Origin of the sequence: Methylobacterium sp. V23, assembly GCF_002917135.1 — a bacterium.
GTDB lineage: Bacteria > Pseudomonadota > Alphaproteobacteria > Rhizobiales > Beijerinckiaceae > Methylobacterium.
In genome coordinates this window covers 88,604-109,032 of the sequence record NZ_PDHT01000009.1, presented here as the reverse complement: position 1 = coordinate 109,032, position 20,429 = coordinate 88,604, and the positions used below count along the sequence as shown (strand labels likewise).

Genomic DNA, 20,429 nt, shown 5'->3' with positions numbered 1-20,429 from the left:
GCGGCGTCCAGGTGATGGTGTTCGGGGTCGTAGGGCGCGGTCAGTGACGCGGATCAGGCCGCGCCGCCCCCCGCCGTGCGCAGGTACGCCGCCCCACAGGCCTTCGCGAGTTCACGCACCCGCAGGATGTAGCTCTGGCGCTCGGTCACCGAGATGACGCCGCGGGCGTCGAGCAGGTTGAAGACGTGGCTCGCCTTGATGCACTGGTCGTAGGCCGGCTGCGCCATCCGGTGTCGGCCGGTCTCGTCCTCCGGCGCCCCGGCGTCGAGGTAGGTGCGGCAGGCCTTCTCCGCGTCGGTGAACTGGCGGAACAGCATCGCGGTGTCCGCCGCCTCGAAGTTGTGGCGAGAATATTCCTGCTCGGACTGGAGGAAGACGTCGCCGTACGACACCCGATCCTCGCCGGTCCCGCCGTTGAAGTTCAGGTCGTAGACGTTCTCGACGCCCTGGACGTACATCGCCAGGCGCTCAAGCCCATAGGTCAGCTCGCCCGCCACGGGGGCGCATTCGAAGCCGGCGACCTGCTGGAAATAGGTGAACTGGCTCACCTCCATGCCGTCGCACCAGCACTCCCAGCCGAGGCCCCAGGCCCCGAGGGTCGGGCTCTCCCAGTCGTCCTCGACGAAGCGGATGTCGTGCAGCGTCAGGTCGACGCCGATGGCGTCGAGGGAGGCGAGGTAGAGCTCCTGCAGGTTGGGCGGGTTCGGCTTTAGGATGACCTGGAACTGGTAGTAGTGCTGCAGCCGGTTCGGGTTCTCGCCGTAGCGACCGTCCTTCGGACGCCGCGAGGGCTGGACGTAGGCGGCCTTCCAGGGCTTCGGGCCGAGCGCCCGCAGGGTCGTGGCCGGATGGAAGGTGCCGGCGCCGACTTCCATGTCGTAAGGCTGCAGGATCACGCAGCCCTGCGCCGCCCAGAATCGCTGCAGGGTCAGGATCAGGCCCTGGAACGAGGTTTTGGGCGCGAGATCGACGGCGCTCGACATGGGTTTTCCGGTCCGTGGAGGGGCGGCCAGCGTTTAAGAGGCGGCCCGGTCGTGTCAAGCGACGGCACGGCAGGCCGGGCGTGCGTCGGCACACACAATTCGGCCACGTTTCGTTTTAGCGGTGGAACGGTCTCGCTTGCTGCCAAGTTTATCAGGCAATCAAGGGGTTCTCACCGTCCTCAAGGGCGGTCGACAATTTGGAACATCGCGTCATGCGCTCGTCCGTCACAGTCTTCGCGGCCCTCGTCGCAGCATCGCTGGTCGCCACCCCGCTGGTGATCACGGCGTCGAACGCGCTCGCCACGGCCGAGTATTCGGACGCGGTCACGATGCCCGCTGCCGTGACGCCGATCGAAGTCGCGGCCGTGCCGGCCCCGGCCCTGGCCGAGACCTGCACCCGCAAGGTTCGGGTGGTCTATGCCGGTTACGGCACCGAAGCCTGCAAGCACTGAGTGTCTACAAGCCGTAGCGGGCGAAGGCGGCGCGATCCTCGATCGCCGCCATGACTTCGCCCGCGACGCTGCTCCCGGGTGCCGAGCGCCGCAACAGGCGGGCCACGAGAGAGCCCTTCTTCTCCGCGATGAAAACGAGGTCGACCGTCTCCCCATAGCGGGCCCGCAGGGTCGAGCGGGCATCTCCCAGGCCGTCGACAAGGCCCAACGGCAGGGCCTGCTGCCCGGTCCAGACCGCCCCGGTGAACAGGTTCTCTCCGCTCGACGCGAGCTTTGGACGGCGGGCACTGACGAGGGCCGTGAACAGCGCCTGCACATCCGCCTGAATCGCCTTGAGACGCGCGACGTCGGCGGGATCCTCCGGACGGAACGGGTCGAGCATGCCCTTGGCCTCGCCCTGGGTGTGCACGCGGCGATCGATGCCGATTCGCTCGATCAGCCGGTCGAAACCGAATCCAGCCGAGACGACGCCGATCGATCCGACCAGGGACATGGGGTCGGCGATAATCTCATCCGCCGCGCAGGCGATCATGTAGCCGCCGGACGCCGCGACATCCTCCACGAAGGCCAGGACCGGGAGTTTCTTCTCGGCCGCCAAGGCGCGGATGCGCTGATGGATCAGGTGCGACTGGGCCGGGGAACCGCCCGGCGAATTTATGACCAGCGCGACGGCCGCGATGCCGGGCGTCGCAAAGGCGCGTTCGAGGCTGCTCGCGAGACCGCCGATCGACAACCCGGCGCGGAACGGCGACACGGCGCCGATCGCCCCGCTGAGGCGCAGGACGGCGACGCGGGAGCCTTCACGGCGCCAGCGCCGGGGAAGCAGCGCGCGCAGGGGACCCGGCAGGGAAACAGGCATGCGATCTCGACTCGAACAGGAGGGCAGGCAAGGTGTCCCGCGTCGACCACGGGTGACCGGGCGGCTTGAGCGCTGAAGTGGGGCGGGACGAACCCTTTTGCCAGCGTCGCCGTTGTCGCCTCACGCCGCCGGATCGTGGCGGCGGGCGAGCCTCCCGAAGGGGGCCGCGCAGCAGCGAAGGAGACGCAACCATGCGCGCGATGCGTTGGATGGCCCTGGCACTCGGCATGTTGGCCGGTGCGATAGGATTTGGAGCGACGGTGAGCGCCGCACCGATGCCCGTGGCAGGTATCGAGGCCGGCGCGCAGGCTCCCCTGGTGGCGCAGGCCCGGTGGCATGGGCATCGGCGCCATTGGCATCACCGCCGGCACTGGCACCATCGCCGGCACTGGCATCACCGTCGCCACTGGCATCACCGCCATCATTGGCGCCGGCACCACGGCTGGGGCCACCGCCATCACGGCTGGCATCGGCTCCGGACGTTCTACTAAGGGCCGCCCTCAGGCGGACTCGCCGGAGGTATCGACCCAGCCGCGGCCCTCGTTGAGGGCCGCGGCGTGTGGGGTGAACTGGCCGTCATCGGTGTGAAGGATGACGGGCGGCAGGAGCCGGAGTGGTGCGCGGCTGCCCTTCACGCCGCTGACGAGGATGCGGATCGCCGGCTGATCCGGCTTGGCGTGGACCGGCCGGATCGCCAGTGCGCCGAAGCGGCCGCGGAGGGCATCGAGGCAGGCGGCGAGGTGATCCGCCCGATGGATCAGGCCGATCCGACCCTGTGGGCGAAGAAGATCGACGCAGCAGCGCATCCAGTCCGCGAGCCCGCCGTCCGAGAACGTGTGTGCGCCGGCCTTGGCGGCCACGGGGGAGGGCCGGTGCCGTCCGGGCTCGAAGTAGGGCGGGTTCGTCAGGACGAGGTCGGCGAGGCCGGGCGTCAGGCCATCGGCATGGCGACGCAGCCCGGGCGCCAGCACGTCCGCCTCGATCACCGTTGTCCGGTCGGACAAGCCGTTCGCCTCCGCGTTGCGGCGGGCGTAGGCGGCCAGCTCCGGATCGCGCTCCACCAGCACCACACGACAGCCGGGGCTGCGCAGGGCGACCGCGAGGCCGACCGCGCCGCTCGACGCTCCGACGTCGCAGACGACGGCACCGGGTTCGGGCGGGAGGAGAGCCGCCAGGAGTACCGCATCCGTACCGGCCCGGTGCGCGCCGCGCGGCGGCTGGGTCAGCCGAAGCCGCCCGCCGAGCCAGAGATCGGCACCGGCCTCAGGCATCCCGCAGCTCGTGGGCCAGGCCCGCATCGGTGAGGAGGCGGCGCGCCTGCATCGCCTGATCCTGCGGCACCAGCAGACGCCGTGCGAAGGCACCGATGGAGCCTTCGAGAAGGCTCATGTGCTGGTCGGCCACCAGGGCCGGAATGGCAGCGGCCTCCAGGATCGACTGGGCAAAGCCGATCAGAACGACGTCGTTGCTGCGAATGAGTTCGGTCATACATCCTCTCCCCTTTTGCCATACCGGACACTGACCGCGGATCTATACCTTGCGGCATGGTGCGTGTTGCAGCGCCTCCGAGCGCATGCGATGGGGTGTCACGGACGTGGTCGATTGGATCGCGCCGCGTTGGCGTAGGGAAGCGGGAGGCCTCGAGGTCTTGGGCGTCGTAGTTCCGATCGAAGAGAGAAGCCCCGATCCCGAGGCGAGCCTGGCCGACCTCGTCGCCCTGGTGTCAGGCGGGATGGAGCGCGTCAACGCGACGATCCTGTCCCGCACCGGATCCGACGTCCAGATGATTCCCGAGGTCGCCAACCACCTGATCTCCTCGGGTGGCAAGCGCCTCCGGCCGATCCTCACCCTCGCGACCGCCGATCTCTGCCACTATGCCGGCGACGGCGCGGTGAAGCTCGCTGCGAGCGTTGAGTTCATGCACACCGCGACTCTCCTGCACGACGATGTGGTGGACGGCAGCGACATGCGTCGCGGCAAGGTCGCGGCCCGCATCAAGTGGGGGAACGAGGCCAGCGTCCTGGTGGGCGATTTCCTGCTCGGCCAGGCCTTTCGCATGATGGTCGAGGTCGGATCGCTGAAGGCCCTCGATATCCTGTCCGCGGCGGCCACCATCATCGCCGAGGGCGAGGTGATGCAGCTCACCGCGGCGAAGAACACCGAGACGAGCGAGGCCGAGTATCTCGCGGTGATCAGTGCCAAGACGGCGGAGTTGTTCGCCGCCGCCTGCGAGGTCGGACCGGTCCTGGCCGAGCGCGACACCGCCGAGCAGGCGGCCTGCCGCGCCTACGGCATGAACCTCGGGATCGCCTTCCAGCTCATCGACGACGTGCTCGATTACGGCGGCACCAGCGATACTCTGGGCAAGAATGTCGGCGACGATTTTCGCGAGGGCAAGATCACGCTTCCCATCGTCCTCGCGGTGCGCCGTGCCACGGGCAGCGAACGCGCCTTCTGGAAGCGGACGCTCGAACTGGGCGAGGTCACGGACAACGATCTCGAGACGGCGCGCGCCATCCTCCGGCGTCACGGTGCCTTGGAGGAGACCATGGCGCGTGCCCGCCTGTACGGCGACCGGGCCCGGGATTCCCTGAAGGCGTTCCCGGCGAGCCCGATGAAGAACGCGCTGTTGCAGGTCGTCGACTTCTGCATCGCCCGGGCGCACTGAGCTTCCGGGCGCGGCGGACGGTCAGGCTGCCGCTTGGCGGAGGGCCGGCGGCGGAGCAAGGGCCACGAGTTCGCGCTCGGCGAGCTCCGACGTTTCGGACAGAGACGGCGCGATCACGATCCGGCCCTCATCGTCGGACCATTGTGTGAGAAGACCGTCGGTGGTGGCCTTGTTCATGGGCCGGCCGAAGAGGTAGCCCTGACCATAGGTGCAGCCCTGGCCCGCCAGCCAATCGACGCTGGTCCCGCTCTCGATGCCCTCCGCCGTGGTGAGAAGGCCAAGGCTCGAGCCCAGGGCGATGATCGCATCGACGAGCTTGGCGCGCTCGCTGCTCAGCCGCATCGATTCCACGTAGCTGCGGTCGATCTTCAGCTTGTCGAACTGCAGCTCGCGCAGATGGTACAGGCTGGAATATCCGGTCCCGAAATCGTCGAGGGCGATGCGCACGCCGAAGCTCTGGAGCGACTTCAGGGCGGTCCGCGCCGCTTCGAGATCGTTGACCAGGGCCGTCTCCGTGATCTCGATCTCCAGGCGTTCCGGCGCGAATCCGGTCTCGGTCAGGATGCCGAGGATGTGTTCCGGCAGGTGCGGATCGCGGAGCTGGAGCGGCGATATGTTGATCGCCAACTGGAGATGGGCTGGCCAGAGCCGGGCGTCCCGGCAGGCCCGGCGCATCAGCGACCAGGTGAGGTCGGCGATCAGGCCGGTCTCCTCGGCCAGGCCGATGAAATCGGCGGGGGTCAGAATGCCCAACCGGGGGTGATTCCAGCGGGCCAGCACCTCGAACCCGATGAGGTCGCGGCCAGGCAGTGACACTACAGGCTGGTAGAACGGTTCGATCTCGCCCTTCTCGATGCCAATCCGCAACTCGCCCTCGAGCCGGGCCCGTGCCTTCAGGGCCTGACCCATGTCGAGATGGAAGAACCGGTAGGTCCCGCGACCATCCCGCTTGCCCTGGTACATGGCGACGTCGGCAGCGTGCAGCAGCGCCTCCGCGGTGCGGCTCTCCTCCGTCGCCGTCGCGATCCCGATGGTGGCGCCGATCTCGAGACGGCTCTGGGTCCAGGCGATCGGTTGAGAGAGCGCGGCGATGACGCCCTGTGCGAGGCGGGCCAGAACTTCCGGGTCGCTGCCGTCATCGAGGAGGAGCGCGAACTCATCGCCGCCGAGGCGCGCGACGAGGCTCTGGGGCGGGGCGAGGGCCCGCAGACGATCGGCAATGACGCAGAGGACCGCATCGCCCGCGGCGTGGCCATGGACGTCGTTCACCGGCTTGAAGCGGTCGAGGTCGATCAGCATCACGGCGACCCGCGGCAGACCGGTGGCCACGCGGATGCGGGCTTCGAGGGTTTCCCGGAACAGGCGCCGATTGGCGAGCCCCGTCATCGCATCGTGGCGTGCGACCGCCTCGGCATGGGCCTCGGCTCCGTCGCGATCCTGCATCGCCTTGCGCAGCTTGAAAGACTTGCGGATGGCCGCGACGACCACGCCCAGGCTCATGCAGAGGGTCAGCATCAGCAGGTCCTGAAGCTGATGCGTCCGGGTCGCGTCGATGAGAACCGTGAAGAAGCCGAGCTGGGTGCCGAGGATCCAGATGCAGGAGCCGATCATCATCAGGCACAGGAGTTCTCGGAGCTCACCCTCTCCCCATGAGTTGTTTTTCTGGTCGGGCATGCATCGCTCCTCGCGCATGCCGATCCTGCGGACTCAAACCTTGAGCGAGCGTAAAGCTGACACCTCAAGTCGGCGTCGATGCACGGAAAGTTGCTATTCCACCGAGTGAGCGAATGCTTAGCGAAGCATTGCTGCGCTGACCCACCAGTCAGGGTGAACTGTCGCGATGCTACGAGCGGCACGCGCTGCCTCGGATCGATGCGCGAAAAGTCCGAACACGGTCGCGCCGGACCCCGACATCCGCGCCAGACGGCATCCGGGTGCGGCCCGCAAGGCCTCGAGCGCCCCGTCGATCACCGGGGCGATGCTGCGCGCCGGGGCCTCGAGGTCGTTGCGCGCGGGCATGATCGCGCGCAGGAGCGCCTCCGCCCCGAGACCGGGGGCGATGACGGGATGGGCGCCGATGCCGTGGCGATCGCCAACCGCGAGCCCGAGCGCGCGAAACACCGGCGCGGTCTCGACCGGGACGCCCGGATTGATGAGGACCGCCGGCAGCGGGGTCAGATCGAGGGCGGGTCCGACGGCTTCGCCGGCGCCCGACATCATGCGGGCGCGGGGGACGAGACAGACCGGGACATCGGCACCGGTGGCACGGGCGGCCGCGATCAGGTGCGGATCGTCGGGGGGCATGGCGTTCAGGCGCCCGAGAAGGCGGAGGGCCGCGGCAGCGTCGGAGGAGCCGCCGCCGATACCTGCGGCGACAGGCAGGCGCTTCACCAGATGGAAGGTGCCATGGCGCAGACCCGGCCGCAGGCGCGCGAGGTTTCGCGCCGCGCGGATGACGAGGTTGTCGTCGAGGGGACCGGCCGGGCCGGCGGTCGGCCCCGATACGGTCAGCGCCAGGTCGGGACCGGGCTCCAGGCTGAGCGTGTCGCCGGCGCCGGTGAAGACCACGAGACTTTCGAGCTCGTGGTAGCCGTCGCCGGTCCTGCGGCCGAGGACGTGAAGGGTGAGGTTGATCTTCGCCGGAGCGCGGGTGACGAGGAGGGGCACGGACACTTGGGGCTCACGGATCGGGCAATCGCGGGGCCGGTCTGGCCCCGCGACGCGCGGTCCGTCAAGCCTTCGGGCTCGTCAGCCGCCGCTCTTCTTGTCAGCAGCGCCCGGGGGCTCGTTCGGAGCCGGCGCGCCCTTCGGCAGTTCCGGGTTCACCTTGCTCTCGGGCGGGTTCTCGGCGGTGGCCGCAGGCTTGTCGAGTTCCGGCAGGCCGTCCTTGAGCTTGGCATTGATCTTTTCGAGATCGTCCGGCTCAGGGTTCAGGTCCTTGGCATGCTGCCACTGGAACTTGCCCTCCAGGCGACGTCCGGCGCGCCAGTAGGCGTCACCGAGGTGGTCGTTGATGGTCGGGTCGCCGGGCTTCAGCTCGATCGCCTTCTCCAGCTCACGCACCGCATCGTCCCAGCGGCCGAGGCGGAAATAGGCCCAGCCGAGGCTGTCGATGATCATGCCGTCGCGCGGGGCCGCATCGACGGCCTGCTTCAGCATCGTGAAGGCCTCGTCGATGTTCAAGTTCTGGTCGACCCAGGAATAGGCCAGGTAGTTCAGCACCTGGGCCCGGGCACCGGGCTGGCTCGCGGGCACCAGCTCCAGGGCCTTCTTCAGGTCCGCCTCGGCCTTCGACCATTGCTTGGCGCGCTCGTAGGCGGTGCCGCGGAAGTAGAACGTCGTCCAGTAGTTCGACGCCGGCTTGTCGCCGATCAGCGCGATGGCGCGGCTGTAGGTCTCCGCCGCCTCTTCGTACTTCTTGCGCGAGCGCTGAACGTTGCCGAGCGCCGTGACGATGTCGATGTCGTCCGGATGCGCTTTCATCGCGGCATCGAGATGGGCGATGGCCTCGTCGCCCTTGCCCATCTGCTCCAGGTTCAGTCCGACCTGGACGTCGGCATTGAGGCGCAGGGGCGAGGTGGTGGGAATCTGCGAATAGGCCTCGTTGGCCCGCTCGGTCTGCTTCATCCGGTCGAGGATGTCGGCGAGGGTGAGTCGCGCGAGGGCGTGCTCGGGAGCGAGGTAGAGGGCGAGACGCAGGTAGACCACCGCCGGGAGTTCGTCGCCCTGGGTCGAGCCGGCCGAGCCGAGGCCGTACAGAACCTCGCCCGCACCCTCCTGCGCCGAGTTGACCAGGCGGCTGAGGGGCTTGCCCTCCTTCAGCTTGGTCAGCGCATCGCGCACGATGGGATGGCGCGGCAGCAGCTTGTCGAAATCGGTGTAGGCCTGGATCGCGAGGTCGGTACGGCCGGCCTGGGCCTCGAAGCGCGCATAGGCATCGACGATGCGCAGGGTGTTGCGATCGGCATCGTAGGCGGCCTTCAGGCGACGCTCGGCCTCTGCCTGATCGCCGACGAGGCTGGCGATCAGCCCGGCATGGAAGTCGCGGAAGGTGTTGTAGTAGCGCTCGCCCTTGAGCTTGTTGATGGTCTCCAGCGCGCGCTTGCCGTCATTGGCCCCGGCGAAGGCCCAGGCGGTGAGCAGCGTTCCGGTCAGGTCGGCTGCGGCCCCCCGGCCGCTGCGCGCGAAGTTCTGGCGCGCCTGGGCGAACTGCCCGGCCTTGATCTGGCGCACACCGAGCGCGAGCTGGGCGAGGCCGTTCGTGCCGTCGCGGCTGGTGAGGCGCTCGGCGGCCCGGAAGGCGTCCGGCAGGGAGCCGTCGGCGAGCAGCGACACGAAGGCGCGCTCCAGGAGCTCGGCGTTGCGCGGATCGGCCTTCACCGCCTCGCGATAATAGCTCGCGGCCGCCGCGGTGTCCTTGGAGGCACCGGCGATGTAGGCCGAGAGGAAGTTGCCCTCCAGCGATTCTGCCGGCTCGTACTCGGAGATCGGAGCGGATTCCCGGGGTTGGGCCGCGTAGGCCGCCGGCGAGGCCGCGAGGCAGACGGCGAGCGCCGAGAGGACCCGGCGGCCGGTCCGACTGGTTTTGGCTGTTCCGTTCATGGGCACCGATCACGGCTCCTGCGCACCGGCCATCTCGGCAGCCGGGCTCGATTGGGGCGGGACACTGGACTCTTACCGCCATCCTCGCAAGGCATAAGGATGGCGGCACCTGCGCCCGCCATCCCCCCTCATCCGACCGTGATCGCGCCGCGAAGCGGCCCCCTCACATGTTCGGGTAGTTCGGTCCGCCCGGTCCCTCCGGGGTCTCCCAGTTGATGTTCTGGTTCGGATCCTTGATGTCGCACGTCTTGCAGTGGACGCAGTTCTGAGCGTTGATCTGGTAGCGGACGCCGTCGCTGGCGCCGGCATCCTCGACCCATTCGTAGACGCCGGCCGGGCAGTAGCGTGCCGACGGCCCGCCGTAGACGTCGTGCTCGGAGGCCTTCTGCAGCTCCAGGTTCCGAACCTTGAGGTGGGCCGGCTGGTCCTCCTCGTGGTTGGTGTTCGAGAGGTAGACCGAGGAGAGCCGGTCGAAGGTCAGCTTGCCGTCCGGCTTCGGATAGACGATCGGCTTCACCTCGCTGAGCGGCTTCAGCGTGGCATGGTCCGGCTTGCCGTGGCGCAGCGTTCCGAAGGGCGAGGCCTCCAGGATCGTGTTCGACCACATGTCGAGCCCGCCGAGGCCGACGCCGATCAGGGTGCCGTACTTCGACCAGAGCGGCTTGACGTTCCGCACGCGCTTCAGATCCTGGCCGATGGGGCTGTCGCGCCAGCCGTTCTCATAAGTGACGAGCTCGTCACCGTGCCGACCGGCTTCGAGCGCCTGCGCCAGGGCCTCGGCCGCCTGCATGCCGGAGAGGACCGCATTGTGCGAGCCCTTGATGCGCGGCACGTTCACGAAGCCGGCGGAATCGCCGACGAGGCACCCGCCTGGGAAGACCAGCTTCGGGACCGACTGCCAGCCGCCCTCCATGATGGCGCGCGCGCCGTAGCCGATGCGCTTGGCCCCCTCGAAGGTCTCGCGGATCATCGGGTGGGTCTTGAAGCGCTGGAACTCGTCGAACGGCGACAGGGTCGGGTTCTCATAGTTCAGGTGCGTCACAAAGCCGACCGAGAGCAGGCCGTCGTCGAAGTGATAGAGCCAGGAGCCGCCGCCGGCCTTGTTCGGCAGCGGCCAGCCCATCGTGTGCTGCACGAGGCCGGCCTGGAACTTGTCGGGGGCGAGCTGCCAGAGTTCCTTGACGCCGAGACCGTATTTCTGGTGGTCGCTGTGGGCGTTGAGCTTGAACCGGTCGATCAGCGTCTTGGTCAGCGACCCGCGCGCGCCCTCGCCGAAGACCGTGTACTTGGCCCGAAGCTCCATGCCGCGGGTGTAGTCGTCGCGCGGCTCGCCGGATTTGCCGATGCCGAGATCGCCCGTGGCCACGCCGACCACGGCGCCGGCCGCGTCGTAGAGCACTTCCGCGGCCGGAAAGCCCGGATAGATCTCGACGCCGAGTTCCTCAGCCTTGGCGCCGAGGTACTTCGTCACGTTGGAGAGTGAACCGACGAAGTTGCCGTGGTTCGACATCAGCTTGGGGAAGAACACGTTCGGCATGGTCACGCCGCTGTTCTTGGTCAGGAACATGAACTCGTCGCGCTCGACCGCGGTCTTCAGCGGGCGCGCCTCGTCCTGGCGCCAGCCGGGGAGTAGGCCGTCGAGCCCCGAGGGATCGATCACAGCACCGGACAAGATGTGGGCGCCCACCTCGGAGCCCTTCTCGACCACCACGATGCTGACGTCAGGCGCCAGTTGCTTGAGGCGGATGGCCGTCGCGAGCCCGGCCGGACCGGCGCCCACGATGACCACGTCGAACTCCATTGCCTCGCGTTCAGGCAGCGCCATCCGTCATCCTCCTGTCGTGCATCCGCTTTTCGCGGGCGCGTTGGTCGTGCGATCCCATGTTTGACGATCAGTCTCAACCCATTCCAACTTGGGAACGCAACCCAACTTGGGAATGCAGGCGCGACTCTGCCCGGGGATGACCCGTGCTGACGATGTCGCGCAGGGCAAAAGGTGGTGCGCGACGTCGCATGCCCCGTTGTCCACAGCTCGCTGAGGCGCCACATCAACCGCATGAGCCAGGGTGAAGACCGACAGCGGGATCTGATCGCGAACCTCGACTTCCACGTCGAGGCCGGGCTCGACCTGTTTCTGGACGAAGCGCCCCATGATCGCTTCGCCGAGACCGATTCACCGGAGCCGGTGCGCGCCGCCCCGAGCCGTCCAGCCCCGGAGAGACAAACCCCCGAGCGTGCCCGTCCCGCCCTCGACGACACCTTCCGCACCGAACTGCCCCCGCGCGGTTCGGCGCCGCCACCGGCCCGGACCTTTGGACAATCGGCCTCGGCCAAGCCCGGGGAAGCCGCCGGCGATGCCCGAGCGCGCGCGAAGGACGTCCAGACCCTGGAGGAACTGGAGGCGCTGCTCGCCGGCTTCGACGGCTGCCCCCTGAAGTTCACCGCCAAGAACCTCGTCTTCGCCGACGGCAATCCAGCGGCGAAGCTGATGTTCATCGGCGAGGCGCCGGGGGCCGACGAGGACCGGGTGGGCAAACCCTTCATGGGCCGCTCGGGCAAGCTCCTCGACCGCATGATGGCGGCCATCGGCCTGGACCGTACGAATGCGTACGTCACCAACATCGTGCCGTGGCGACCGCCGGGGAACCGCAATCCGACGCCGCAGGAGGTGTCGATCTGCAGGCCGTTCATCGAGCGCCAGATCGAGCTCGCCGATCCCGACCTGATCGTCTGCCTCGGCAGCCCGGCGACGCAGGCGATCACCGGCACCAAGGACGGCATTCTGAAGGCCCGCGGCCGCTTCTATCCGTATCGGGTTGGGAGGCGCGAGATCCGCGCCCTGGCGACCCTGCATCCGGCCTATCTCCTGCGCCAGCCTCTGCAGAAGCGCCTCGCCTGGCGGGATTTCCGGACGCTGCGCGCGGCTCTCGACGGGAAGGCCTGAGCCAGCTAGGGCCAGCGCCCAAGCGGAACCGTATCCCGCGCCTACGACTTACTTCACGCGGTCGTGTGTGACGCCGCGTGGCCGGACAAGGTGTAACGAGATCATGCGCTGGGAAGATTTCCGCTCGTCGGACAATGTCGAGGATCGGCGCGGCGAAGGTGGGGGCGGCGGTGGGTTCGGCTTTCCCGGCGGTGGAGCCGGTGGCCTCGGCATCGGCACCATCGTGATCCTGTGCATCATCGGGTGGGTCACAGGCATCAATCCGGCCGTCTTGATCGGCGGTGCCGAGCAGATGTCCGGCGGCGGACGCCCCCGCCAGGAGCAGGTCGATCCGCAGACCCAGACGCAGCGCAAAACCAAGCCCACCGACGAGAGCGGCCGCTTCGCCGCTGCGATCCTCGGCAACACCGAGGACGTGTGGAAAGAGGTCCTTCCGAACCAGACCGGTCGCCAGTACCGGCCGACCGCGATGGTGCTCTACACCGGCGGAACCCGCAGCGGCTGCGGTTCCGCGCAAGCGGCGATGGGGCCGTTCTACTGCCCGATCGACAAGAAGGTCTATCTCGACACGTCCTTCTTCAAGGAGATGGAGCAGAAGTTCGGCGTGAAGGGTGATTTCGCCTACGCCTACGTCATCGCCCACGAAGTCGGGCACCACGTGCAGGACGAACTCGGGATCCTCGGCAAGGTGCAGGGGCGCCAGCAGAACGCGTCGAGCAAGACGGAAGCGAACCAGCTCTCCGTGCGCATCGAACTCATGGCCGACTGCCTCGCGGGCGTCTGGGCCAAGAACTCGAACGACAAGTACAACGCCCTGGAGCAGGGCGACATCGAAGAGGCGATGCAGGCGGCGAGTGCCATCGGCGACGACAAGCTTCAGAAGCAGTCACAGGGCTACGCGGTACCGGATTCCTTCACCCACGGTTCGTCCGAACAGCGGATGCGCTGGTTCATGACCGGCTATCGCAGCGGACAGACGAAGTCTTGCGACACGTTCCGGGCCGCGCGTAACTGAGGTGCAGCCGGCGCGCTGTCGGGGGGCGGGGCTTTCGCGTAAGATCGCTGATGTCCCGCCCGCGCTCGGCTGAAGGCATTCCATGATGGTCGCATCCGACAAGACCCGCAGCTTCATCCCGCTGGCCATCGCGGTCCTCACGGTGTCGGATACCCGGAGCGCGGAGGACGACCGCTCCGGCGACACCCTCGTCGAGCGCCTCGAGGCCGCGGGCCATACCCTGGCCGCTCGCGCCATCGTCCCCGACGAAGTGGCGGCGATCCGTGGACAGGTCGAGAGCTGGAGCCGGGACCCGGCCGTCGACGTCGTCATCACGACGGGCGGCACAGGCTTCACCGGTCGGGACGTGACGCCCGAGGCGATCGAGCCCCTGTTCGAGAAGCGCATGGACGGCTTCTCGGCCGTCTTCCACCGTATCTCCTACGACAAGATCGGAACCTCTACCCTGCAGTCGCGCGCGACCGCCGGCGTCGCGAACGCGACCTACATCTTCGTGCTGCCCGGCTCTCCCGGCGCCTGTCGCGACGCCTGGGACGGTATCCTCGCCGCGCAGCTGGACTATCGCCATCGCCCCTGCAACTTCGTCGAGATCATGCCCCGGCTCGACGAGCACCTGCGTCGCGGCGCATCGATCTCGGTCTGACCCACACCCGCCAGCGAATTGTCCGCGGTGGTCAGGCCCGGTCGAGCCGCGCCGCGAGTGGTCGGGCCTTCAGCCGGCGGATGAATTTAGGGCCGGCGAGCAGGCGGTCGCGTCGCACCAGATCGCCCGGACGCGGCGCGTTCACGCCGATGACGCGCTCGCCCCGGGCAGCCAGGCGCGCGGGCAGGCCGGTATGGGGCCGGCGCAGGCGTGCCAGCGAGACCTCCGGCCGCGCCGTCCCGATGAAGCGGTCGAGAAGACGGATCCAGCCCTCGGCAGGAATATCGCCGGCCTCCAGGCAGAGGACCCAGTCCCGGCGTGCGACCTTCGCGCCCGCCGACCACGGCGACGACCCGCGTCCGCGCAGAACGACCTTCGCACCGGTCGCTTCGGCCACGGTCTCGATCGTCGTATTCGCGGTTGGCACGATGATCACCGCATCGCCGACGAGCCCCGCCGCGACGCCGGCCACCAGCGCGCCGAGCGTGTCGGCGAGTTGATCGACGGATTCGGGGTCGGCAGGCCGGGTCACGGAGATGAGAGCCGAAAGCATGCGCGCGCATACCGCATTTTTGCGTTGCGCAAAGCCATCTCACGGCGGCGCAATGCTAACAGGCGGGTAGAAATGCTGAGGGACGGGCGTTCTGCCTGAAATATCTGCAACTGTCCCGACGTTTGTTCGTGATACGTTCTCATCCAATCCCTTTGGATGAACTCGGCCCATGCCTGCAGACGCCTTCCGCTCATCATCCGCCGGCATCGAGGCGGCGCGACGCCTCGGTGAGACGACGCCGCAGCCGTCGGGGCGGCGGGGCCGGGGTGCCACGGCCAATCCGAGCGGACGGTACGAGGCGGCCCGCCGGGAATCCTTCAACGACGGCTGGTCCACGGAGGAGGAGGCGGTCGCTTTGCGGACCGAGGTGAGGCCGGAGCATGCCCGCACGCTGATCACCCGCAACACCTCGCCCGACATCTCGTTCGATCGCTCGATCAATCCCTATCGAGGCTGCGAGCACGGCTGCGTCTACTGCTTCGCCCGTCCGAACCACGCCTATGTCGGCCTCTCGCCGGGCCTGGATTTCGAGACCAAGCTGTTCCGGAAGGTGAATGCCGGCGCCCTGCTCGAAGCGGAGCTGTCCGCGCCGGGTTACCGCCCTGCTACCATCGCCCTGGGCACCGCCACCGATCCCTACCAGCCCATCGAACGGGAGCATCGCGTCACCCGCGCGGTGCTGGAGGTGCTGGCGCGTTTCCGCCACCCGGTCGGCATCGTGACGAAATCGAACCTCGTCGTACGCGACCTCGACCTCCTCACCGACCTCGCGCGGGATGGTCTGGTCAAAGTCGCGATCTCGGTGACGACCCTGGATCCCGTCCTGGCGCGCCGGCTCGAGCCGCGCGCGCCGCATCCGCAAAAGCGCCTGGATACGATCGGCCGCCTGAGCGCGGCCGGTATCCCCGTGATGGTCATTGCCGCGCCGATCATCCCCTCGCTCAACGACCACGAGCTCGAGGCGATCCTCGGTCAGGCCCGTGCCCTCGGCGCCCAAGAGGCCAGCCACGTGCTCCTGCGCCTTCCGCTCGAGCTCGATGACCTGGTGAACGACTGGTTCGCCGAGCATTACCCGGGCCGGCAGCGCCACGTCATGTCGCTGGTCCGCGCTGCGCGGGGCGGCAAGGCCTATGACGCCGCCTTCGGCACGCGGATGACCGGCACCGGCGCCTATGCCGACCTGATCCGCCAGCGCATGCGGCTTGCCCGGCTGCGCCTCGGCTATCCTGAAGTCCGACGGCGCCTGCGGACTGACCTGTTCAGGGTTCCGACGGACCAGTTGAGCTTGTTCTGAGGTCATAGGCGCGCGTGAAGCTCAGGCGATGATGGGGCGAGCGGCCGCGGCGTGCGAGGCCGGCGAGGTGCGTGCGCGTGCCGTAGCCGACATTGCTGGCCCAGCCGTAATCCGGGTAGCGCCCGGCGAGCCGACGCATCAGGGTATCGCGGAGGGTCTTGGCCACGATGGAGGCGGCGGCGATCTGCGGCACCAGACGGTCGCCGCCCACCACGGCGCGGCCCGGGAGCGTGAGACCGGGAATCGCGTCGCGGCCGTCGACCCAGACCGGTGCGTCGAGGTGCAGGGTGAGGACCGCGCGCCGCATGGCGTCGAGGGTGGCGGCGCGGACGTTGATCCGGTCCACCAGGGCGCGCGACCCGGCCGCCACCGCGACGCGGGCTCGCGCCCGGATCAGGGGGGTCAGCGCCTCGCGCTCGGCCGCCTTCACGCGCTTGCTGTCGTCGAGGCGCGCCAGCAGCTCGGGCGGAAACGCGGTCGGCGCGAACCACACCGCTGCAACGATCACCGGACCGCAGAGTGCGCCGCGCCCGACCTCGTCGCAGCCGATCACGGCCGGGTAGGTCTCCGCCAGGCGTGGGTCGAAGGGCGGCATCGGGAGGGGTCCGGGGCAGGGGTTGCCCTCTTCCCCTAGCCTGCGTGGGGAAACGGGTCCACGCGTCAGCCGAGTTCGACGATGCCCCGCGGAGCCGTCCCCGCTGCCCGGGCCGGGGCCGGCGTGCTGCCATGGGCGTGGGCAATGTTGTCGTAGAACTGGCGCGCACTCTCGGCCCAGGTGTAGCGCAGGGCTTCGCCGCGACAGCGCTCGCGCGGAATTGCCAGCGCAGCCAGGGCGGCTGCTCGCAGATCCTGATCGAGGACGCCGGCACCGGTCCGGCCGATGACGTCGAGGGGCCCTGTGACGGGGTAGGCGGCCACCGGCACACCACAGGCGAGGGCTTCGAGGAGCACGATTCCGAAGGTGTCGGTCAGGCTCGGGAACACGAAGACGTCGGCGGCGGCGTAGAGGGCGGCCAGCGCGGCGCCCGTACGGGTGCCCAGGAAACGGGCTTCCGGCGCGATACCTGAGAGGCGCGCTCGGTCCGGGCCGTCGCCGACGACGACCTTCGTGCCGGGCAGGTCGAGGCGCAGGAACGCTTCGAGGTTCTTCTCCACCGCGACCCGTCCCACGGACAGGAAGATCGGCCGTGGCAGACCGGCGAGGTCCGCCAAGTCCGGCGCTTCCGGCGGGCGCGGGCGGAACAGCTCGGTATCGACGCCGCGCGTCCAGCGCATCAGGTTGGTGAAGCCGCGGGCGTCGAGGTCGCGCTCCAGGGAAGGGGTGGAGACCATGGTGCCGTTGGCCGCTCCGTGAAACCGGCGCAGCCAGGCATAGCTCCAGGCTTCCGGCACGGGGGCCCGGGCGGAAAGATATTCCGGGAAACGGGTATGATAGCTCGTGGTGAACGGCCGGCCGTGAGCGAGGCAGTATCGCCGCGTGGCATAGCCGACGGTCCCCTCGGTGGAGATGTGGACGTGGGTGGGCCGCAGATCGTCCCAGAGGCGGGCCACGTGCCGCTTGGTGGCGTAGGCGAGCCGGATCTCGGGATATCCCGGGAGGGGAAGGGACGCGAAGTCCTGGTGGGTCAGGAACACCGGGTCGAAGCCGTAGGCGCCCCCCGCCGCGGCCATGTTCTCCAGGGAGCGGACGACACCGTTGACCTGCGGATGCCAAGCATCCGTCGCGATGAGGAGCCTCACGCGACCGCCCGGGCCCCTTCGGGCCGCGGATGGCCGACCAGCTCGGTGCGCGCAGCGCGGGCGCGTAGCAGGCTCGGATAGTGCAGCACCTCCATGGTGCCGTCGTAATGCTCGACGATGGCGGTACAGGATTCCACCCAGTCGCCGGTGTTCAGGTAGGTCAGACCGTTGATCTGCCGGTTGGCCGCGTGGTGGATGTGACCGCAGATCACCCCATCGGCTCCGACGCGCTTGGCCTCGGCGCTCAGCAGTTCCTCGAACTTGCCGATGAAGCTGACGGCGTTCTTCACCTTCAGCTTGGCCCAGGCCGAAAGCGACCAATAGGCGAGGCCGAGGCGGCGACGCACGGTGTTGACGTAGGTGTTCACGAAGAGCGCGAAGGTGTAGGCGCCGTCGCCCAGGAACGCGAGCCACTTGGCATGGCGGACCACCATGTCGAACTGGTCGCCGTGAATGACGAGGTACCGCTTCCCATCGGCCGCCTCGTGCACCCGCTGGTCGGCGATCTCGATGCCGCCGAAGGTCATGCCGATGTAGTCACGCAGGAATTCGTCGTGGTTGCCCGGCACGTACACCAGCGTCGAACCCTTGCGCACCTTGCGCATGAGCTTCTGCACGACGTCGTTGTGGCTCTGCGGCCAGTACCAGCCGGACTTGAGTTGCCAGCCATCCACGATGTCGCCGACGAGGTAGATGACGTCCGCATCGTAATCACGCAGAAATTCGAGCAGCAGATCGGCCTGGCACCCCTTGGTGCCCAGATGCATGTCGGACAGGAACAGGGTCCGGACGCGGGTCGTCTCAGTGTCTTCGCCCACGTTCGCCTCCGGGACAGCCTCCAACGTCATGAGCCAAACCGGATTCCCGTATCAGTTTGATGACGTTGGCCCCGTGAGACCGCGCGCCTTCTGCGCCGCGACGTAAGCTATTCTTCCACAAAAAAAATTTTGATTTGCGACCAAGTATTTCGGGTTTTCCTTTCTGGCAGAAGCCGGGCATAGTCCCGCTCAAGGTGCCCCACCGGGCGGCGTTCGAGAACGCATGACCGGAGCCCATCGAGGCGAACTAAGGGTGCCGTCCCCGGGGACGACGACGCTGAAACGGCCCAGCGGTCAGCGCGTGTCGCGCGACCCGGCCCATGGAGAAGAGGCTTGAGGTATTCGGTGGCGCGCGCGGCGACGGGCGTCGGAGGGCAACCTTCGGCGCGGACGGACATGGGTCCCGTTTTCTTCCCGGGTCCCGTTTTCGTCCCCGGTCCCGTTTTCGACCTATGTCGCGCGCGAACGAGTTCGTCCCGCGATTCATCTGACCAGCGGCCGTCAGGAGCACTCGGGACCGTCCCGGGGCGCTCCGTGCGATCCGCCCCAACCCTCGGCGCACCATTGTCGCCGCACGCAAGCTGCGTGTCGGCGCTATTCTGAGAAACGGAGAAAACACCATGGCGGCAACGCGACGTCCCGGCCGGAACCATCTGTTCGTCCCGGGCCCGACGAACATTCCGGATCGCGTGATGCGCGCGATGATGGTCCAGTCCGAGGACCACCGCTCGGTGGATTTCCCGGCGCTGACGAAGCCTCTGTTCGAGGAGAGCAAGGCGGTCTACGGCTCGAAGGACGGCACCATCTTCCTGTTCCCGGCCTCCGGCACGGGCATCTGGGAATCCGCGCTGTCGAACACCCTGTCGCGCGGCGACAAGGTGCTGGCCGCCCGCTTCGGCCAGTTCAGCCACCTCTGGATCGACATGGCCCAGCGCCTCGGCCTCGAGGTCGTGGTGCAGGACGAGGAGTGGGGCACGGGTGCGAACCCGGAGCGGATCGGCGAGGCCCTGCGCGCCGACAAGAACCATGAGATCAAGGCCGTCATGGTGGTCCACAACGAGACCGCCACCGGCGTCACCAGCGATATCGGCGCCGTGCGCAAGGCGATCGACGCCGCCGGCCACCCGGCCCTGCTCTTCGTCGACGGCGTCTCCTCGATCGGATCACTGCCGTTCAAGATGGACGAGTGGAAGGTCGATTGCGCGATCGCCGGCTCGCAGAAGGGCCTGATGCTCCCCGCCGGTCTCGGCGTGATCTGCGTCAGCCAGAAGGCGCTCAAGGCCGCCCACACCTCGTCGGGCCAGAACGATCGCCTGGCGCATGTCTACTTCGACTGGGCCGATCACCAGAAGCAGAACCCGGCCGGCTACTTCCCCTACACCCCGCCGCTGCCGCTGCTCTACGGCCTGCGCGAAGCCCTCGCCTGCCTCAACGAGGAAGGGCTCGAGAACGTCTACCATCGCCATCACGTGCTCGGCGAGGCGACCCGCCAGGCCGTGGCGGCCTGGGGCCTGAAGACCTGTGCCAAGGAGCCCAAGTGGAACTCCGACACCGTGACGGCCATCCTCGTGCCGGAGGGCGTCGATGCCGCCGCGATCATCAAGCACGCCTACGTGCGCTACAACCTGGCGCTCGGCGCCGGCTTGAGCCAGGTCGCCGGCAAGGTGTTCCGCATCGGCCACGTCGGTGACATGAACGAGCTGTCGCTCCTGGGCGCCATCGCGGGTGCCGAGATGGCCATGCTCGACCACGGGGTGAAGGTTCAGCCCGGCTCCGGCGTCGCTGCCGCGTCGAGCTACTTGCGCGAGAACCCGCTCTCGAAGTCCTGATCCGACGTGCCGGAGCGGACACGCCCGCT

At 68.3% G+C, this 20,429-nt stretch carries 20 protein-coding genes; 8 read left to right on the top strand and 12 right to left on the bottom strand.

Going from position 1 to position 20,429, the window contains the following annotated elements:
• Positions 1–53: 53 nt before the first annotated feature.
• Positions 54–983, bottom strand: coding sequence for a glycine--tRNA ligase subunit alpha (locus CRT23_RS10880; protein ID WP_103709685.1), 930 nt, complete (start codon positions 981–983; stop codon positions 54–56).
• Positions 984–1,195: 212 nt separating this feature from the next.
• Between CRT23_RS10880 and CRT23_RS10875 the strand changes: the two genes are divergently transcribed.
• Positions 1,196–1,435 carry a hypothetical protein gene (locus tag CRT23_RS10875; RefSeq protein WP_055957870.1) on the top strand — a complete coding sequence of 80 codons (240 nt, stop codon included), beginning with the start codon at positions 1,196–1,198 and terminating at the stop codon, positions 1,433–1,435.
• 4 nt (positions 1,436–1,439) lie between these two features.
• Here the strand turns inward: CRT23_RS10875 and CRT23_RS10870 are convergent, their stop codons facing one another.
• Positions 1,440–2,294 (bottom strand): S49 family peptidase, encoded by an 855-nt coding sequence (locus CRT23_RS10870; RefSeq protein ID WP_055957873.1) that lies wholly within the window; start codon positions 2,292–2,294, stop codon positions 1,440–1,442.
• A 191-nt stretch (positions 2,295–2,485) separates the two neighbouring features.
• On the opposite strand from CRT23_RS10870, the gene CRT23_RS10865 reads away from it, so the two are divergent.
• On the top strand, positions 2,486–2,785 hold the full coding sequence (locus tag CRT23_RS10865) for a hypothetical protein (RefSeq protein WP_181017315.1): 300 nt from the start codon (positions 2,486–2,488) through the stop codon (positions 2,783–2,785).
• Between the two features lie 9 nt (positions 2,786–2,794).
• On the opposite strand, the gene CRT23_RS10860 is transcribed toward CRT23_RS10865, so the two are convergent.
• Positions 2,795–3,565: a methyltransferase gene (locus CRT23_RS10860; RefSeq protein WP_103709684.1), complete on the bottom strand. Its 771-nt coding sequence runs from the start codon at positions 3,563–3,565 to the stop codon at positions 2,795–2,797.
• Positions 3,558–3,782 (bottom strand): DUF2007 domain-containing protein, encoded by a 225-nt coding sequence (locus CRT23_RS10855; protein WP_055957879.1) that lies wholly within the window; start codon positions 3,780–3,782, stop codon positions 3,558–3,560. Before CRT23_RS10855 ends, CRT23_RS10860 begins: the two co-directional genes overlap by 8 nt.
• A 160-nt stretch (positions 3,783–3,942) precedes the next feature.
• On the opposite strand from CRT23_RS10855, the gene CRT23_RS10850 reads away from it, so the two are divergent.
• Entirely contained in the window at positions 3,943–4,962 is a 1,020-nt protein-coding gene (locus tag CRT23_RS10850; protein ID WP_245436127.1) for a polyprenyl synthetase family protein, read from the top strand.
• Between the two features lie 21 nt (positions 4,963–4,983).
• Here the strand turns inward: CRT23_RS10850 and CRT23_RS10845 are convergent, their stop codons facing one another.
• From CRT23_RS10845 to CRT23_RS10830, 4 genes are all read right to left on the bottom strand, one after another.
• Complete coding sequence (locus tag CRT23_RS10845) at positions 4,984–6,636, bottom strand: EAL domain-containing protein (protein ID WP_103709735.1); 1,653 nt, start codon at positions 6,634–6,636, stop codon at positions 4,984–4,986.
• Between the two features lie 117 nt (positions 6,637–6,753).
• The gene (locus CRT23_RS10840) at positions 6,754–7,629 is read right to left on the bottom strand and encodes a 4-(cytidine 5'-diphospho)-2-C-methyl-D-erythritol kinase (RefSeq protein WP_103709734.1); all 876 of its coding nucleotides are present in this window, start codon (positions 7,627–7,629) and stop codon (positions 6,754–6,756) included.
• A gap of 81 nt (positions 7,630–7,710) precedes the next feature.
• Positions 7,711–9,564, bottom strand: coding sequence for a tetratricopeptide repeat protein (locus tag CRT23_RS10835; protein WP_103709682.1), 1,854 nt, complete (start codon positions 9,562–9,564; stop codon positions 7,711–7,713).
• Positions 9,565–9,727: 163 nt separating this feature from the next.
• Positions 9,728–11,389 (bottom strand): electron transfer flavoprotein-ubiquinone oxidoreductase, encoded by a 1,662-nt coding sequence (locus CRT23_RS10830; protein WP_103709681.1) that lies wholly within the window; start codon positions 11,387–11,389, stop codon positions 9,728–9,730.
• A gap of 231 nt (positions 11,390–11,620) precedes the next feature.
• Between CRT23_RS10830 and CRT23_RS10825 the strand changes: the two genes are divergently transcribed.
• From CRT23_RS10825 to moaB, 3 genes are all read left to right on the top strand, one after another.
• The gene (locus tag CRT23_RS10825; RefSeq protein ID WP_103709680.1) at positions 11,621–12,508 is read left to right on the top strand and encodes a uracil-DNA glycosylase; all 888 of its coding nucleotides are present in this window, start codon (positions 11,621–11,623) and stop codon (positions 12,506–12,508) included.
• 103 nt (positions 12,509–12,611) lie between these two features.
• Positions 12,612–13,523: a neutral zinc metallopeptidase gene (locus CRT23_RS10820; protein WP_103709679.1), complete on the top strand. Its 912-nt coding sequence runs from the start codon at positions 12,612–12,614 to the stop codon at positions 13,521–13,523.
• A gap of 85 nt (positions 13,524–13,608) precedes the next feature.
• Positions 13,609–14,166, top strand: a complete 558-nt coding sequence (moaB, locus tag CRT23_RS10815) for a molybdenum cofactor biosynthesis protein B (protein WP_103709733.1) — start codon at positions 13,609–13,611, stop codon at positions 14,164–14,166.
• Positions 14,167–14,197: 31 nt separating this feature from the next.
• On the opposite strand, the gene CRT23_RS10810 is transcribed toward moaB, so the two are convergent.
• Entirely contained in the window at positions 14,198–14,719 is a 522-nt protein-coding gene (locus tag CRT23_RS10810) for a hypothetical protein (RefSeq protein WP_055957898.1), read from the bottom strand.
• Positions 14,720–14,888: 169 nt separating this feature from the next.
• Here CRT23_RS10810 and CRT23_RS10805 point away from each other — a divergent pair, with 169 nt between their 5' ends.
• Positions 14,889–16,013, top strand: a complete 1,125-nt coding sequence (locus CRT23_RS10805; RefSeq protein WP_103709678.1) for a PA0069 family radical SAM protein — start codon at positions 14,889–14,891, stop codon at positions 16,011–16,013.
• On the opposite strand, the gene CRT23_RS10800 is transcribed toward CRT23_RS10805, so the two are convergent.
• From CRT23_RS10800 to CRT23_RS10790, 3 genes are all read right to left on the bottom strand, one after another.
• Positions 15,979–16,608, bottom strand: a complete 630-nt coding sequence (locus tag CRT23_RS10800) for a ribonuclease HII (protein ID WP_103709677.1) — start codon at positions 16,606–16,608, stop codon at positions 15,979–15,981. The two genes, CRT23_RS10805 and CRT23_RS10800, sit on opposite strands and share 35 nt — an antisense overlap.
• A 65-nt stretch (positions 16,609–16,673) precedes the next feature.
• Positions 16,674–17,753, bottom strand: a complete 1,080-nt coding sequence (locus CRT23_RS10795) for a glycosyltransferase family 1 protein (RefSeq protein ID WP_103709676.1) — start codon at positions 17,751–17,753, stop codon at positions 16,674–16,676.
• Positions 17,750–18,571 (bottom strand): UDP-2,3-diacylglucosamine diphosphatase, encoded by an 822-nt coding sequence (locus CRT23_RS10790; RefSeq protein WP_055958174.1) that lies wholly within the window; start codon positions 18,569–18,571, stop codon positions 17,750–17,752. The genes CRT23_RS10795 and CRT23_RS10790 overlap by 4 nt, the downstream gene beginning before the upstream one ends.
• 620 nt (positions 18,572–19,191) lie before the next feature.
• Here CRT23_RS10790 and CRT23_RS10785 point away from each other — a divergent pair.
• Entirely contained in the window at positions 19,192–20,400 is a 1,209-nt protein-coding gene (locus CRT23_RS10785) for an aminotransferase class V-fold PLP-dependent enzyme (protein WP_103709675.1), read from the top strand.
• Positions 20,401–20,429 lie beyond the last annotated feature (29 nt).